The sequence below is a fragment of the Cupriavidus sp. GW822-FHT02D05 genome (assembly GCF_058802485.1).
On record NZ_JBXAOE010000053.1, the window covers coordinates 26,087 to 40,261 of the forward strand.

Annotated in this window: 12 protein-coding genes; 9 read left to right on the forward strand and 3 right to left on the reverse strand. The window is 63.1% G+C overall.

Translation table 11 applies throughout. From position 1 onward, the window contains the following. The first annotated feature begins 13 nt into the window (after positions 1 to 13). Positions 14 to 1,123, forward strand: a complete 1,110-nt coding sequence (locus AC1RQK_RS38875; RefSeq protein ID WP_492814845.1) for an acyl-CoA dehydrogenase family protein — start codon at positions 14 to 16, stop codon at positions 1,121 to 1,123. Between the two features lie 207 nt (positions 1,124 to 1,330). On the opposite strand, the gene AC1RQK_RS38880 is transcribed toward AC1RQK_RS38875, so the two are convergent. The 3 genes from AC1RQK_RS38880 to AC1RQK_RS38890 all read right to left on the reverse strand — a co-directional run bounded on the left by AC1RQK_RS38880 (position 1,331) and on the right by AC1RQK_RS38890 (position 6,141). Then, positions 1,331 to 1,615, reverse strand: coding sequence for a hypothetical protein (locus tag AC1RQK_RS38880; RefSeq protein ID WP_492814847.1), 285 nt, complete (start codon positions 1,613 to 1,615; stop codon positions 1,331 to 1,333). 232 nt (positions 1,616 to 1,847) lie between these two features. After that, positions 1,848 to 2,615: an enoyl-CoA hydratase/isomerase family protein gene (locus AC1RQK_RS38885; protein ID WP_492814849.1), complete on the reverse strand. Its 768-nt coding sequence runs from the start codon at positions 2,613 to 2,615 to the stop codon at positions 1,848 to 1,850. A gap of 31 nt (positions 2,616 to 2,646) precedes the next feature. Next, positions 2,647 to 6,141 carry an indolepyruvate ferredoxin oxidoreductase family protein gene (locus tag AC1RQK_RS38890; RefSeq protein WP_492814851.1) on the reverse strand — a complete coding sequence of 1,165 codons (3,495 nt, stop codon included), beginning with the start codon at positions 6,139 to 6,141 and terminating at the stop codon, positions 2,647 to 2,649. A gap of 57 nt (positions 6,142 to 6,198) precedes the next feature. Here AC1RQK_RS38890 and AC1RQK_RS38895 point away from each other — a divergent pair, with 57 nt between their 5' ends. The 8 genes from AC1RQK_RS38895 (at position 6,199) to AC1RQK_RS38930 (ending at position 13,943) form a co-directional block, all read left to right on the forward strand. Further along, positions 6,199 to 6,456: a hypothetical protein gene (locus tag AC1RQK_RS38895; protein WP_492814853.1), complete on the forward strand. Its 258-nt coding sequence runs from the start codon at positions 6,199 to 6,201 to the stop codon at positions 6,454 to 6,456. Between the two features lie 82 nt (positions 6,457 to 6,538). Beyond that, positions 6,539 to 7,822, forward strand: coding sequence for a metal-dependent hydrolase family protein (locus tag AC1RQK_RS38900; RefSeq protein ID WP_492814855.1), 1,284 nt, complete (start codon positions 6,539 to 6,541; stop codon positions 7,820 to 7,822). 20 nt (positions 7,823 to 7,842) lie between these two features. Beyond that, positions 7,843 to 8,844: a zinc-dependent alcohol dehydrogenase family protein gene (locus AC1RQK_RS38905; RefSeq protein WP_492814857.1), complete on the forward strand. Its 1,002-nt coding sequence runs from the start codon at positions 7,843 to 7,845 to the stop codon at positions 8,842 to 8,844. A 155-nt stretch (positions 8,845 to 8,999) separates the two neighbouring features. Next, positions 9,000 to 9,740, forward strand: a complete 741-nt coding sequence (locus tag AC1RQK_RS38910) for a nitroreductase (RefSeq protein ID WP_492814859.1) — start codon at positions 9,000 to 9,002, stop codon at positions 9,738 to 9,740. 41 nt (positions 9,741 to 9,781) lie between these two features. Beyond that, positions 9,782 to 10,570, forward strand: a complete 789-nt coding sequence (locus AC1RQK_RS38915) for a hypothetical protein (RefSeq protein ID WP_492814861.1) — start codon at positions 9,782 to 9,784, stop codon at positions 10,568 to 10,570. A gap of 280 nt (positions 10,571 to 10,850) precedes the next feature. Beyond that, the gene (locus AC1RQK_RS38920; protein ID WP_492814863.1) at positions 10,851 to 11,279 is read left to right on the forward strand and encodes a Zn-ribbon domain-containing OB-fold protein; all 429 of its coding nucleotides are present in this window, start codon (positions 10,851 to 10,853) and stop codon (positions 11,277 to 11,279) included. Positions 11,280 to 11,304: 25 nt separating this feature from the next. Continuing rightward, positions 11,305 to 12,474 carry a lipid-transfer protein gene (locus AC1RQK_RS38925; RefSeq protein ID WP_492814865.1) on the forward strand — a complete coding sequence of 390 codons (1,170 nt, stop codon included), beginning with the start codon at positions 11,305 to 11,307 and terminating at the stop codon, positions 12,472 to 12,474. A 119-nt stretch (positions 12,475 to 12,593) separates the two neighbouring features. Beyond that, positions 12,594 to 13,943: an alpha/beta fold hydrolase gene (locus AC1RQK_RS38930; protein WP_492814867.1), complete on the forward strand. Its 1,350-nt coding sequence runs from the start codon at positions 12,594 to 12,596 to the stop codon at positions 13,941 to 13,943. Positions 13,944 to 14,175 lie beyond the last annotated feature (232 nt).

A 14,175-nucleotide genomic window follows, 5' to 3' on the forward strand; every position in this document is an offset into this window, starting at 1 on the left:
CGCAAGAGGGGAGATGACCTTGGAAGCCTTGCTTGACACGGAAGAGTTGCGGGATTCTGCGCGGCGGGTGCTGGCGGAGCAGATCGACCGGCAGGTATTGCTCGCGCATTCGGGCGAAAGACCGCTGGAGCGGAAGTTGTGGGGGCTCATGGCAGAGCTCGGTTGGCTCGGCTTGACGGTGTCGGAGGAATACGGTGGTCTCGCTCAGCCGCTCTCGGTTGTCGCGGTACTCTACGACGAGCTCGGTCGCGCGCTATCGCGCGCACCCTACATTGGTGCCGCGGTCGGGCTTGATGCCCTGTGCCGCTCTGTCGTGTCCGGCCAAGCGGTGGCGGCAATTGAGGCGGGCGCCGCCGGCGAGGCGATTGTTGTGCCGGCGTTGGGCTCCCCCGTTTCGCTGACCGTCCACGCCGAGGGCCAGACGCGCGTGGTCGACGGCGTTCTTCGCAACGTCTTGGACGCGCCGCACGCTACGCACCTCATGCTGCCTGTGGAGGGCGAAGAGAGCTTTATCGCCTTGATCGCGCTACCGCATCCGGGCGTGGTCGTCACGCGCCGCCCGGCCTGGGACCTGACCCGAGAAGTCGCCGATATCGAACTAAGGGGGCTGACGTTGTCAGACGGCGAGATCGTGTTGCGCGGCGACGCTGCAGGCGAGGTGCTCGTTCGCATGCGGACGCACCTCGATATCGCGCTGGCTTGCGATGCTTTGGGCGGTACAAGTGCGGTGCTCGAAGAGACACTCGTCTACATGCACCAGCGCCAGCAGTTTGGCCGACCTATCGCGTCGTTCCAGGCGCTCAAGCACCGCTGTGCCGACCACAAGGTAGCAATTGAGGCGTCGCGCGCGCTGCTGCGCGCGGCCTGCCGCGCGGCAGATTCCGATCCGGCCAATGCGGTCGATAAGGCGGCCCGAGCGCGACTGCATGCCGGCGCGGCTTACCGGATGGTCAGCGAGGACTGCGTGCAATTGCACGGCGGCATTGGCTTCACGTGGGAACATCCGTGTCACCTGTTCCTCAAGCGGGCGCGTCTTGGCGAGGTGCTGGGCGGGACCGTCGAGCAGCGCAAGGACCGGCTCGCACCGATGCTCTTCCGCGCAAGCCGGGCGTCGCGCGGGTAGACCAAAATCCGCATCCATCCACGTTCAGATGAGGGAAGTTCAATGCGGTCAATAAGTCCGCGATCAATATGCGGGTTGCGCCCGGGCGTGGGGTATATAGGAGCGTATGCGGGGTTCGACGGCGCGTGCGATGGGGTGTTTCCCTCATCGTGATCCGCCGGGGGGCTCCCTGTCGCAGTTGGTTCGCCGTCACTTCTACGCAGGAGGTCACGCTGCATTCACGCGATAGACTCGTGCCGCGCGATGCTCTCCATCGTGTACGCGAGCCCGATGTCGAACACTGCGTGCGCGACCAACCTGGTCAGACGGATGCCCGCGCGCTTCGGTCCTTTCATACCGGCGCGAGGCGGTGGCGATCTGACAGCCGATCTCGTGGGCGCGGACCTTGGCGTGCTCGTAGGGAATGACGAGGTCGGTCACCAGCCTCATCGCCTCTGCGACGCGTGGCGTGATGCGGTCGCCAGTCAGCAGGCATTGCTTGGAGCGCGGCATAGCGATTGACTGCGACCAGTCACCGATGCCTCCGTCGCTGGCGACGAGGCCAATCTTCGCCCATGGGACGCGCCGGCGCATGGAATATGGAGAGGTGGTTCCAGAAGTCCTGCCACTGGCTGGAACCGCTCGACGTGGGAGCGTATGCGCAAGGGAGGACTTCCCTCAGCATGATCCCCAGGGGCGGCTCCTCTCCGTCGTAGAGGGGCCGCCGCCAGTTCGACACTGGGATTCATCCCCGCATTCGCGCGATGGCCTCGGCCGCTTCCGGCCGCGCGATGCTCTCCATCTCGTAGGCGAGCCCAATGTCGAATGCTGCTTGCGCGACCTGCTCGGTCAGGCGGACAAACGCGCGCTTCGTGCCTTCCACGCCGGCCCGGGGGAGTGTTGCGATCTGACGGCCAATCTCGCGGGCGCGGACTTCGGCGTGCTCGGGCGCGGTGACCAGATCGGTCACCAGCCCCATTGCGTATGCGTCACGCGCCGTGATGCGGTCGCCCGTCAGAAGGTATCGCTTGGCGCGCAGCACACCGATCGACTGCGACCACCCAACGATACCGCCGTCGCCGGCGACGAGGCCAATCGCCACATGTGGATCCGAGAATTTTGCCTCCTCGTATGCCACTACAATGTCGCACAGTGTCATGAGTGTGGCACCCATTCCGATGGCGGGACCCTGAATCGCCGCGATGACGGGGAAGGGTAGACCGATCAGCGTGCGAAAGACGCGCCGAGCGTCGCGCATCATGCGCTCGCGCACTGCGATGGAGTCGCGCGCCTCGATGATCTCGTCGAAGTCACCGCCGGCTGAAAACGCCTTGCCCTCGGCAGAAAGCAGGAGCGCCCGCACTCGTTCGTCGCGCGCGACGAGGTCGAGCGCGTCCGCGAATTCCACGTGCGCGCGTGCGTCGAAGCGGTTCAAGAGTTCGGGGCGCGACAGCCGGATGTGAGCGATTTGGTCTGAGATGTCGAGTTGCAGGGTCGAGAACATCGTTGTCATGGATTGACTCATAGAAGGGGAGGGCGAATGCTCAGCGGCTAACGAAGACGATGGGTTGGACTACCGGCTCGCGCGCCGGCTTTACATCAAGTGCAGCGAGTAGCGCCGGCTCGCGGGCCATGTACGCTTCGAGTGCTGCGTGTTTGACCGGGCCGAATCCGCGGATTTCCGATGGCGCATGTGCCAAGTCGATCGCGGCCTGCACGTTGTCAGCGTTTAGCTTGTCGACTGCCCGCTCGATAAGCTCGCGGTATTTCTGCACCATATTGCGTTCCGCGCGCCGCTCCGCAGTTCGGCCGAACGGGTCGAATGGCGTACCGCGCAGTTTCTTCAACGACGCGAGCGTGCGAAACAGCGGCATTATCCAGGGCCCGAACTCGCGCTTGCGAGGTCGGCCGTTGGACGCGTCGCGCCCTGGAAGGAGCGGTGGCGCCAGGTGGAACGTCAGTTTGAAGTCGCCGGCGAACTGCGCACGCAGTCGCTCCTGGAAGCGCGGATCGCTGTGCATGCGCGCGACTTCGTACTCATCTTTGTAGGCCATCAGGCGCGCGAGCGTGATCGCTACCTCGCGCACGAACTCGGGGCCGCGCGCGAGATGCATGGCATGCACGCGGCGCTCGATGTCGACAACGAAGCGGTGGTAGTGCTCTGCATAGGTTGCGTTTTGATACTCGGTGAGCAGACGCACGCGGTTATCCAGCACCGTTCGCAGTGTGTCGAGGCGCGTCATGTTGGCGGCAGGCTTGTCAGGTGTCAGTGCCTGAGGTGCGTGGGCTGCGAGCCGCCCGAGAGCGAAAGTCCGGAGGTTGCCGTCTATGAAGGTGCCGTTGAGGCGGATCGCCTCCTCAATCGATTCGACCGCGAGCGGCACCAGGCCCTTTTGCACGGCGTAGCCTAGCATCATGACGTTGGTCGCAATGCTGTCGCCGGTGAGCTCCGTGGCCAGGCGCGTGGCGTGTAGTGCGAACAGCTCGCCCCCTTCGAGCCCCTGGGCGATCGCGTTGCGCAGTGCCTCGTTGTTGATTTCGAGGTCGCGATTCGTCTGGAATGCGCCGGTAGGGGTTACGTCAAGGTTGACGATTGCCTTGGTAGTACCAGGCTTGATGGTCTTCAGGACGTCAGCACTTGAGGCGACGATCATGTCACACGCGACGATGACGTCGGTCTTTCCAGCATCGAGTCGCGCGGTAAACAAGCTCGCCGGGTCGCGGCCGATGCGGATGTGGCTCGTGACCGCGCCGCCCTTCTGCGCCATGCCGGTCAAGTCGAGGATGGTGCAGCCCTTGCCCTCGAGGTGCGCTGCCATGCCGAGCAGCGCGCCTACTGTCAGCACACCGGTTCCACCGACCCCGGCGACAAGTACATTGACCTCATCGGCCGACCCAATGCGCACGGGTGTGGGCAAAGCGGCAATTTGTTCGCGGAGGCGCGAGTCATCGGCGCCTGCCTTGCTGGCGATCTTCGCGCCAGTAACCGTGACGAAAGACGGGCAAAATCCCTTCAAGCAACTGAAGTCCTTGTTGCAGGAGGACTGGTCGATCACGCGTTTTCGGCCGAACTCCGTCTCCAGCGGCTGGATGCTCACACAGTTGGACTGGACCGAACAGTCGCCGCAGCCTTCGCAGACCTCGGGGTTGATGAAGACGCGCTTGTCGGGCTCGGGATAGGTGCCGCGCTTGCGGCGGCGTCGCTTCTCAGTGGCGCAGGTTTGTTCGTAGACGATGGCCGAGACGCCCTTGCGCTCGCGCAGATCGCGCTGCAGTGCGTCGAGCCGGTCGCGGTGCATTACCTCCACGCCCTGAGGGAGCTTCGCGTCCCGATGCTTCTCGGGGTCGTCGGACACGAGTACCACCGGCCAGACCTTTTCGGCGACGAGCTGGCGAACCATGTCCGCAGGGCCGATGTCGGCCTCCACGGGCTGGCCACCCGTCATCGCGACGGCGTCGTTGTATAGGAGCTTGAAGGTCATGTTCGCTTTGGCGGCGACCGCGGCGCGGATCGACAGGATACCCGAGTGAGAGTACGTGCCGTCGCCGACGTTCTGGAAGACGTGTGGCATGTCGACCAGCGGTCCGACAGATACCCACGGCATTCCGTCGCCGCCCATCGGCATGGGTTCCATCGTGCGGCGCTCCGGCATGACGTAGGCCGCCAGGCCGTGGCAGCCCACCGCGCTGAGCGCGGTACTGCCTTCCGGGATGCGTGTACTGGTGTTGTGGGGGCAGCCGGAGCAGTAGAACGCGGGCCGATTGGCGCCGCCGGCTGTCACGGTGCGGCGCTCCACATTGTCGAACCACGTGGCGCGATCGGCCATACCGGGCACCGTCACGCCCAGCTGCTGTAGCATGAGCACCACAGCGCGGCGCACGTGCGCAGGGGACAGCTCGCCCGAGGAAGGCAACAGCGGTGCGCCGTTCAGGTCTTGCTTTCCGGCAAGCGCTGGACGGCGATCCGCGGCGATGCCATAAAGGTGGCGTGCGAGCTGGTCTTCGACAACGCTGCGTTTTTCCTCGACGACCAGCACAGCGGTGCTGCTCTCGGCGAATGCCACCGCACTCTCGCGCTCTAGCGGCCAGATCATGCCCGGCTTGTAGACGCGGACGCCCAACTCACGGCAATGAACCTCGTCGAGGCCCAGGTCGACGAGCGCTTGGCGCACATCAAGATAGGCCTTGCCGGCAGCAACAATCCCGAGCACCCGTTTGGGTGAGTCGATGGCGACACGGTCAATGCCGTTTGCGCGCACAAAGGCCCCCGCTGCGGGTAACCGCCGGTTCACGACCCAGTCTTCCTGCACCAGCGGTGGCCGCTTTCGCTGCAGGTTTAGACCCTCGGGTGGCAAGGTGAAGCCCTGGGGAAGGTTGAGGGCGCGGTGCATGTCCGGCAGTTCCACCGATGCGGCGAGGTCAAGCGTGTCGGTGATGCACTTGAGGCCCACATAGAGGCCGCTGTAACGAGACAGCGCCCAGCCGAAAACACCAAATTCCAGGATCTCGCGGATCGTAGACGGATATAGCACCGGCAGGAAGCCCGCAATCAGGGTGTGCTCCGACTGGTGTGCGCTGGCCGAGGACTTCCCGCCGTGGTCGTCGCCGACCACCGCAAGGACGCCGCCGTGCGCCGATGACCCCTCGAGGTTGCCGAGCTTGAGCGCCTCGCAGGCGCGGTCCATGCCGAGGCCCTTACCATACCAAAGGCCGAAGGCTCCCTGGTAGTCGCTCTTGCCGAACCAATGGAGCTCTTGAGTGCCACGCACTGCCGTCGCCGCGAGCTCTTCGTTGAGGCCGGGCTGGAAGCGGATGTCGTGCTGATCGAGCAGCTTGTGTGCGCCCCAAAGCGCCGCGTCATAGACCCCGAGCGGTGATCCTCGGTATCCCGAGACGTAACCTGTGGTTCGTAGCCCGAGGGCGCGATCGCGTCGCGCTTGGTCCAGTGGCAGGCGCACCAGCGCCTGATTCGACGAGATGAATACCCGACCGTTTTCGAGTGAGTACTTATCGTCCAGCGTCGTTGCGCTCTTCGTCATGGTGGTGAGCCTTCCCTTCTGTGTGAGGCTCCTTTTGTAGGAGAAAGGGAGGTCGGCGTGTTGTCCGTCGCTGCACTCCATTTTGATGTGGTCGCGAAGATCAACGTTGCAATCGAGCCGTCCTTTGGCGGCAAGCAGCCCGAGATCGGTTGCGGCGGTGTGCGCCGTCGGCGCATCCTTTCACTGCGATTTGGTCCGGACCCGAAAGCATCGATCTCTAAGTTTTCCCTTTCACCACCGGAGCATATTGAGCAATCTGCTGAAACCCCTATCGCTGGGCAGCGAGCTGAGATCGGTGGCCCCATGCAGGCATAAGCAAGAACGCTTACCACGTGAGGCAACTGCAAAGGGGGCTTCAGACCTACACTAAGTGAAGAACAAGACGCAAGGAGACATCGTGGCGAAACGGACCATATTTGCGAATGCCAACCTTTTTGACGGCAAGAGCACCTGCAGGCCCTGCACGACGGTTGTGGTCGAGGACGGCAAGATTGTGAGCGTGGGCCAAGATGCCCCGCCACAGCCGGGAGAACGCCGCATCGATCTGGCCGGAAAGACGCTTATGCCTGGCATGACGGTCGGCCACTGGCACGGCGAGTTCGTGGAAATCGGGCCGCCTCTGTTCGGGTCGCAGCGCGCCGGTACGTTCCTCGGCACAGAAAAGCCACCCGCCATCCTCGCACTGCAATACGCTAACGCAATGCGGGTCGCCTTGCAGTCGGGCGTGACGCAGGTGGTGTCTGGTTCGTGCGGTCACAACCATGACACCCAACTGCGAATGGCCAAGGAGAGCGGTCTCATTGATGGACCGCACATTACCACCTGCAGCAGACACGTTGTGACGACCGGAGATTACGAGGACCGGGCCAAGTGGTGGGCTAGCTCCGCGCCGCCCGCCGATGGCATCCGTCGCCATGGACAGAACGTGTTCGCCGACGGGGTGCCGCAAATGATCAAGGCGGTTCGCGAGGAGATCCTATTCGGTGCGGAGATCATCAAGCTCCTGCCGAGCGGCGGCCACGGCTTTTCCTGGAGTAAGGCGTATCGTGGACTCTCCAATGCCGAGATGCGCGCGGTAGTGGAGACAGCCCACGAGCGTGGGGCGCGCGTGCGCGCCCACGTGACTACACGCGAGGCCATTCTCGAGTGCCTGGACGCCGGCGTCGACATTCTGGATCACGCGGACTACATGGATGAGGAGTGCATCGACAAGATGGTCTCTCGAGGCGCGACACTCGTGCCCAGCATGTTGCTTACCAAGATCCTCGGACACTCGAAGACCGCCACCCCAACGGACCGAAGCGATCCAGACCAGTTCGGATGGCTCAACATGCTCGATATGCTGCCCAAGGCCAACAGGGCGGGCTTGCGCATCGTGCCGGGTGATGATTACGGCGCCCAGGGCTTGCCGCACGAACCAGGCGTGTACGCCCGCGAACTCGAGGTCTACGTGAAGGACATGGGGATCCCGGCCGTCGACGTGCTCAGATGGGCCACCGCCAGTGGCGCCGAGCTGGGGCGGCACATTGACGCCGGCACGATCGAGCCGGGGAAGGTTGCTGACCTGCTTGTCATCGACGGCGATCCGGTGGCCGATATCAGCATCCTGACCAACCCCGGCCGCTACCTAAAGGCGGTGCTGCAGTACGGTCGATTCATCAAAGACGAACTGGCGGTCTGAGCCGGTTGAGGGAGAAAACTGTGAAACGGATTGAAGTGATGCACCCGCCGTCGATCGATGGCTTGGCACTAGTGGACGTGCGGCAGTCCGAGCCTGGACCGCGCGAGGTGCTGGTGCGCGTGTGCGCGTCGTCGCTCAATTTTCACGACTATCTGGTCGTGACTGGAGTGATGCCGCCTGAGGCCGGTCGCGTGCCACTCTCCGACGGTGCAGGGGAGGTGATCGCAGTGGGGGCAGAGGTGACCACGCTGGCGCCGGGCGATCGGGTCGTCGGCACGTATTTTACTGATTGGCTCGACGGCCCGCCCACGGCTGCCGCGGTTCGTCGCATGCGCGGTGAACAGGTCGACGGCTTCGCGAGCGAGTATGTCGTCAGGCGAGAGTCGGACTTCGTCAAAGTACCAGAGGGCCTGTCGCACGAGGAGGCAGCAACTCTGCCCTGTGCAGGTCTCACAGCCTGGCGCGCAGTGATGGTGGAAGGCCAGTTGAAGCCGGGCGACACCGTGCTCGTGCAGGGTACGGGCGGCGTCTCGATTTTTGCGCTGCAATTCGCCCGCATGGCCGGCGCCGAAGTCATCGCACTGACGTCTTCCGACGCCAAGCGTGCGAGGCTTGAGGCCCTGGGCGCGCGGCACGTACTGAATTACCTGGAGGAGCCCGAGTGGGGGGCACGCGTGAAGGCTATCACCGGCGGGCGTGGCGTTGACCTCGTGGTTGAGGTCGTCGGCGGCGACCTGTCGCAGACGCTCCGGGCTTGCCGCGTGGGCGGTCAGGTCCTGTTGGTCGGGGCGTTAAGCCGCAAGCCGATCCAGTTTCCGGCGGGTCTGGTCATCACCGGGAACTTGCGGGTGACCGGGCTCACAGTCGGGAGCCGTGCGCACCTCGAGCAGATGATGCGAGCGATTGCGGGCAACGGACTACAGCCTGTCATCGATCGAGTTTTTCCCCTGGCCGAGTTGAGGGAAGCCTTCCGCCATCAGGAGGCTAAAGCCCATTTTGGAAAAATCTGCATTGCGATCTAGCTATGCATCCTTATCGGCGCGCTCCGGAGGTCGGCGTGCGCGCATAAAGGAGCTGTGAGGACTACCATGCCCTACGATCGTTCGCTCTCCGGGCCGCCGGAGCATCAATTCCAATTGCATTCGTGCATGAGCACGATGGCGCGGGGTGGAGGCCTATGATGACCATCGAGCAAGTTGCCGCGCCATCAACTACGAATGCCAATGACGCAGCCGTACTCGAGAGGCTGCTCGCGCAGCGCTTTAGCTGTCGCGCGTACTTGCCCGACGAGGTGCCGCGTCCGGTGATCGAGCGTATGCTCGCCATGGCACAGCGGTCTGCCTCCTGGTGCAACTCGCAGCCATGGCAGGTTATCGTCACTGCGGGCGCGGGTACGTGTCGTTTCCGCGAGGCGCTGCTCGCACATGCCGAGGCCGACCACTCGGCGCACGGCAATGTGCCGAGCGTAAGTCCCGATTTTCCGTTTCCCGCGGCTTACAGGGGGGTTTACAAGGAGCGGCAACGAGAGGTGGGCTGGCAGCTCTACCAAAGCGTCGGCGTCAAGTACGGCGATCGCGCCGCTTCGGCACGGCAGGCCCTTCGGAACTTCTCACTGTTTGGTGCGCCGCACATGGTGCTTGTCACGTCCGAGCGAGACCTCGGTGTGTATGGGGCGATCGATTGCGGCCTCTACCTTGGCAGCGTGCTGCTGGCGGCGCAGAGTCTGGGCATTGCCAGCGTCCCACAAGCCGCGCTGGCGGTGTACGCGCCGTTCATGCGAGAGTTCTTCGGCATTCCCGAAGACCGGGCCGTGGTACTGGGCGCCTCGTTCGGGTACGCCGATACGACGCATCCTGCGAACGCGTTTCGGTCGCGACGGGCAGGTCTGGCGGATGTGGCGACGTGGGTCGATCATTGACCAATCGCCAATGAACGGCCATTTATCTGAAAGAGAAAATCATGATTATAACGCCACAATATACGGTTGCCGAAATCATTGGGTACATCAATGCGAACATGGAATACCTTAAGGTATTCGGAACAATCGCAAATCTCCTCGCCTATGTCCAGATTATCTATGGCGTGTGGGTCGGATTTCGTGACCGGTCGCACGCGATCCCAATCATCACGGTCGCAATGTTCTTCGCGCACGATACCTATTTCGTCCTGAACTACGAATACTGGACTCAGACGATCAATCATCCTTTTTTCAATGGAAATTTGATTGCGATGAGCATATTCGTCTGCTTTGAATTGGTTTTAATTTGGCAGATCATAAACTACAGTCGGAAGGAGGTCGGACTGGGTAATAGCAAGCTCCAGGCCTTCATGTCATTCGTCGCGATCCAGGCTGGTGTCTATGTCATGTTCCTGTGGTTTAAATCGATGATAGGGGATCCGCTTTACCTGGAATGCTTCTCTATTTCCATCGTGTTTTCGAATCTCTTCAACATTCCGATGTTGCTGCGTCGGGGTTCGCGCAAAGGTCAGTCTTTTGTCATAGCCTGGGCGCTGGCGATTCAGACCGGGCCGGTGGGATTCTTCTTGGTGAATCCCTACTTGGGCCCCTATTTCACACAGTGGCCTTGGATCGCGGCAGGCATTGCGAACACGGTACTCGCCTTCGTGTATCTCTGGATGCTGTACAAGGCTCCCCGCTACGCTCGTGACGTCGTCACGCATGGAGCAACCCCTCAACATGGAGTCGCCGGCTTGAACGAAGCAGCGATCAGATCGAGACAGGGTTGAGTCCGTTGCACAGCCAGTGACCTGCTTGCGGGAGGGGCAATCAGCCTCGCTCGCGGACGCAGCGGATGGGTAGCTGTTCAGTTTCCCCGCAGCCTCACGCGGGGAACCGCCAAAGATACCGCTCAGGAGCGGTGGATTCAGGTTGGTGTTGGTGCAGTCCTGAATCAAGCTGCCCGCTGGTAATCGCTACGATCGATGTCTCCCTCTTTTCGACGGGAGCGCAACGGCGCTAGCGCGAGGGGCCACACTCATTCGCCAACCTTCGATTTGGAACACCAGCATGTCAAACGACGCCGCCACTTCATCACCGCTTACTCAGGGCCATTCGGCGCCCTGCTCGAACCGCGACTACGATTTCCACTACGCGGGCCTGAAGGCAGACCAACTGCTTGTCCAACAATGCGCTCACTGCGGACTGCTACGCAATCCGCCAGGTCCCACGTGCCCTTCGTGCCAGTCGTTCGAGTGGCGCCCGTTGGCGCTACGCGGCACGGGGACCATTTTCAGTTGGACGGTGCACTACCATCCCGCGCTTCGCGGCTTCAACGTGCCACATCCGGTGGCGCTGGTCGAGATGGACGAGGGAGTGCGCGTCGTGGGTGGAATGGACGGGATGAGGGCACCTCTGGATATCGGGATGCGTGTGCGCACGGAATTCCTGCGGCGCGGCACTGTGGCGGGCTACCGCTTCGTGCCTGCGGACGAGTGATCGAGTTAAAGCGAGGCTACAGCGCATGGCAAATCTCAAGGACAAGACCGCTATCGTTGGCTATGGGGCCACCGAATTCTCCAAGAACTCGGGGCGTAGCGAACTGCAGTTGGCGGTGGAGGCCACGCTGGCTGCTCTGGCCGACGCGGGTATAAATCCCAGCGAGGTCGACGGCATGGCCACATATACGATGGACAACAATGCGGAGTTCGAGATATCCCGGGCCATCGGCGCCCGGGGGTTGACGTTCTTCAGCCGCATTCCAGCGGGCGGTGGTGGAGCCTGCGCGCCGCTGCTGCAGGCAGCGCTCGCGGTCTCCGCGGGCGTGGCTGAGGTCGTCGTTTGCTACCGGGCGATGAACGAGCGCTCCGAGTACCGCTTTGGCACGCCGCTGGACACGGTATCCCCAACCCCGGAGAATCTGATGTTCAGCTACCTCGGCATGCAAGGGCTGCAGACGCCGGCCGCGATGATCGCTATCACGATGCAGCGCTACATGAGAGAGACCGGGGCCACGAGTGAGGACTTTGCCCGCTATGCGATCGCCGCGCGGCGCCACGCGGCTAGCAATCCAAAGGCCTTCTTCTACGGGAAGCCGATCACGCGTGAGGACTATTTCAACTCGCGAATGATCGCCGATCCGCTGCGCCTGCTGGACTGCTGCCAAGAGAGCGACGGTGCAGTGGCGGTTGTTGTGACGAGTGCGCAGCGCGCACGCACGTTGCGGCAGAAGCCGGTCCTCATCCGTGCCGCCGCACAGGGCGCGCCGCAGGGGACGATGAGCCTGGGCGGCTACTACCGGCCCGACATTACACCGCGTGGCGAGTGTCAATTGGTCGCGCGCCAGCTCTACGAGACGGCACGGCTGACGCCGAAGGACATCCAGGTGGCGATCCTATACGACCACTTCGGCCCAACCGTACTGCCCTCGCTTGAGGCTTACGGCTTCTGCAAGTGGGGCGAAGCGAAGGAATTCATCAAGGATGGCAACATAGAAATCGGTGGGCAACTCCCAGTGAACACGCACGGCGGCCTACTAGGTGAAGCGTATATCCACGGCTTGAACGGCGTCGCGGAGGCTGTGCGGCAGTTGCGTGGCGCCGCCGTCAATCAGGTGCAAGGCGTGCACAACGTGTTGGTGACGGCTGGCAGCGCCGTGCCAACAAGCGGTCTGATTCTCGGGATTGAGCAGTGAACTTGGGTGTCGAGGATCGCAGGTTCGCTGGCGGCAACTGCTGTTGCCGGTCCGGATAAGTGCGGCTAGTGTCGACTGGCTAAACTGGGTGCACGGAATTTCATCGGGAAGCGACACAAATGGACATCGTACTCTACGGCTCTGGCGGCATCCGACTGGCCGTGGACGCGGTGGGCGACCCCAACGCCCCGTGCGTGCTGCTGCTGCCCGGCTTCGGCCAGACGCGGGAGGCGTGGACCAAGGCGGCCAAGGCGCTCGCGGCGGCCGGACGCTACGCGGTGACGGTTGACCCACGCGGGCACGGCGACAGCGACTGGTCGCCCGAGCGCCGCTACGAGTTTGGTGACCTCGTACAGGACGTCGTCGCGATTGTGAAGCAACTTCCTTCCAGACCGGCAATCGTGGGCGCGCAGATGGGAGGTCTGGCTGCGCTCGCGGCGATTGGCGAGAGCACCGGGCCGATCGCCAGCTCGCTCGTGCTGGTGGACGCGGCGCCACGGATGACGCGCTCCGGCCTCGATCGCACAAACCAGCTCATGACGCGCGACGCGAGCGGCTTTGCAACGGTGGAGGAGGCCGCGCAGGCACTGGCAGAACACTTCAACTCTGCTGAAATGGTCGTAGACCCGGCCGCGGTCAGACGCCATCTTCGGCGTGCCGACGACGGCCGCTTTCGCTGGCACGTCGACCCGGCATACAATGGCTTCAACGTCGGCCCGGAGGGCCGACTGGCGGCACAGCACCGCCTCACGGCGGCGGCGGAGGCGCTCGATATCCCGACGCTGCTAGTGCATGGAGCGTCGAGCAGCAAGGTTGACCGGCAGAGTGTGGTGGAGTTTCGAGCGCTCGTGCCGCACGCGGAAGTTGCGGAGATACCTGGTGTAGGGGACGTGGTCATAGGCCATCGCAACGATGCTTTCGACATAGCTGTGCTGGACTTCCTCGAACGTGCGGACCCGCGGCGCGGGCCGCGCCCACAGGGCGGCTTTGAGCCGCATGTGCTGCGCGAAGCGCTGGACTGCTTCGCTACCGGGGTGACGGTGATCACGACAAACGATGCGGACGGGGCGCCGCTCGGCTTCACCGCGAACTCGTTTACGTCAGTGTCGCTCGATCCACCGCTCGTGCTGTTCTGCGTCCAGCGCGAGTCGCCGACCGTCGCAGCCTTGCGCCGGCGCGGGGCCTTCGCAGTCAACGTGCTGCACATTGGCCAGCAGCCGGTGTCGACGCGCTTTGCGTCGCGCAATGTGGACCGCTTCGCCGAGACGGAGTGGGAAGTGTGGGACCAGCAGGTGCCCATTATCTTGGATGCGGCGGCGAATTTTGAGTGCGCGATCGACGCGATGATCGATGGGGGCGACCATGTGATCGTGATAGGGCTGGTCAAGCGGGCGCATTTTGACGCCTCTCGCGATCCCTTGTTGTACTTCCAAGGCGAGTACCGACGCATCCACATGGCACGCGCTTGACGCCTCGCGTGTGTGCATCCGGATCGATGCCCGGGGACGGTGCCCGTCAGCTCTAAAGCTCTCAGACACGGTGGCAGTGGGCACTTGCCTGCGGCGGATGCCGCAGTGTACTTGGTGTGCTAGGGAAAACACTTAAGTGAAAATCCCGAAGATGTGGTGAGCAAGAGCGGTGCGCTTTCGCCACAACCTGCTACGGATCCAAAACTTATCTGTGAGTGCAATCCGCGGGGAA

Bases quoted from the DNA above. Each gene is read 5' to 3' on its own strand.
- AC1RQK_RS38925 (WP_492814865.1), top strand. From the start codon at position 11,305: ATGGCAAATCTCAAGGACAAGACCGCTATCGTTGGCTATGGGGCCACC.
- AC1RQK_RS38915 (WP_492814861.1), top strand. From the start codon at position 9,782: ATGATTATAACGCCACAATATACGGTTGCCGAAATCATTGGGTACATC.
- AC1RQK_RS38885 (WP_492814849.1), bottom strand. From the start codon at position 2,615: ATGACAACGATGTTCTCGACCCTGCAACTCGACATCTCAGACCAAATC.
- AC1RQK_RS38875 (WP_492814845.1), top strand. From the start codon at position 14: ATGACCTTGGAAGCCTTGCTTGACACGGAAGAGTTGCGGGATTCTGCG.
- AC1RQK_RS38930 (WP_492814867.1), top strand. From the start codon at position 12,594: ATGGACATCGTACTCTACGGCTCTGGCGGCATCCGACTGGCCGTGGAC.
- AC1RQK_RS38890 (WP_492814851.1), bottom strand. From the start codon at position 6,141: ATGACGAAGAGCGCAACGACGCTGGACGATAAGTACTCACTCGAAAAC.
- AC1RQK_RS38920 (WP_492814863.1), top strand. From the start codon at position 10,851: ATGTCAAACGACGCCGCCACTTCATCACCGCTTACTCAGGGCCATTCG.
- AC1RQK_RS38910 (WP_492814859.1), top strand. From the start codon at position 9,000: ATGATGACCATCGAGCAAGTTGCCGCGCCATCAACTACGAATGCCAAT.
- AC1RQK_RS38880 (WP_492814847.1), bottom strand. From the start codon at position 1,615: ATGCCGCGCTCCAAGCAATGCCTGCTGACTGGCGACCGCATCACGCCA.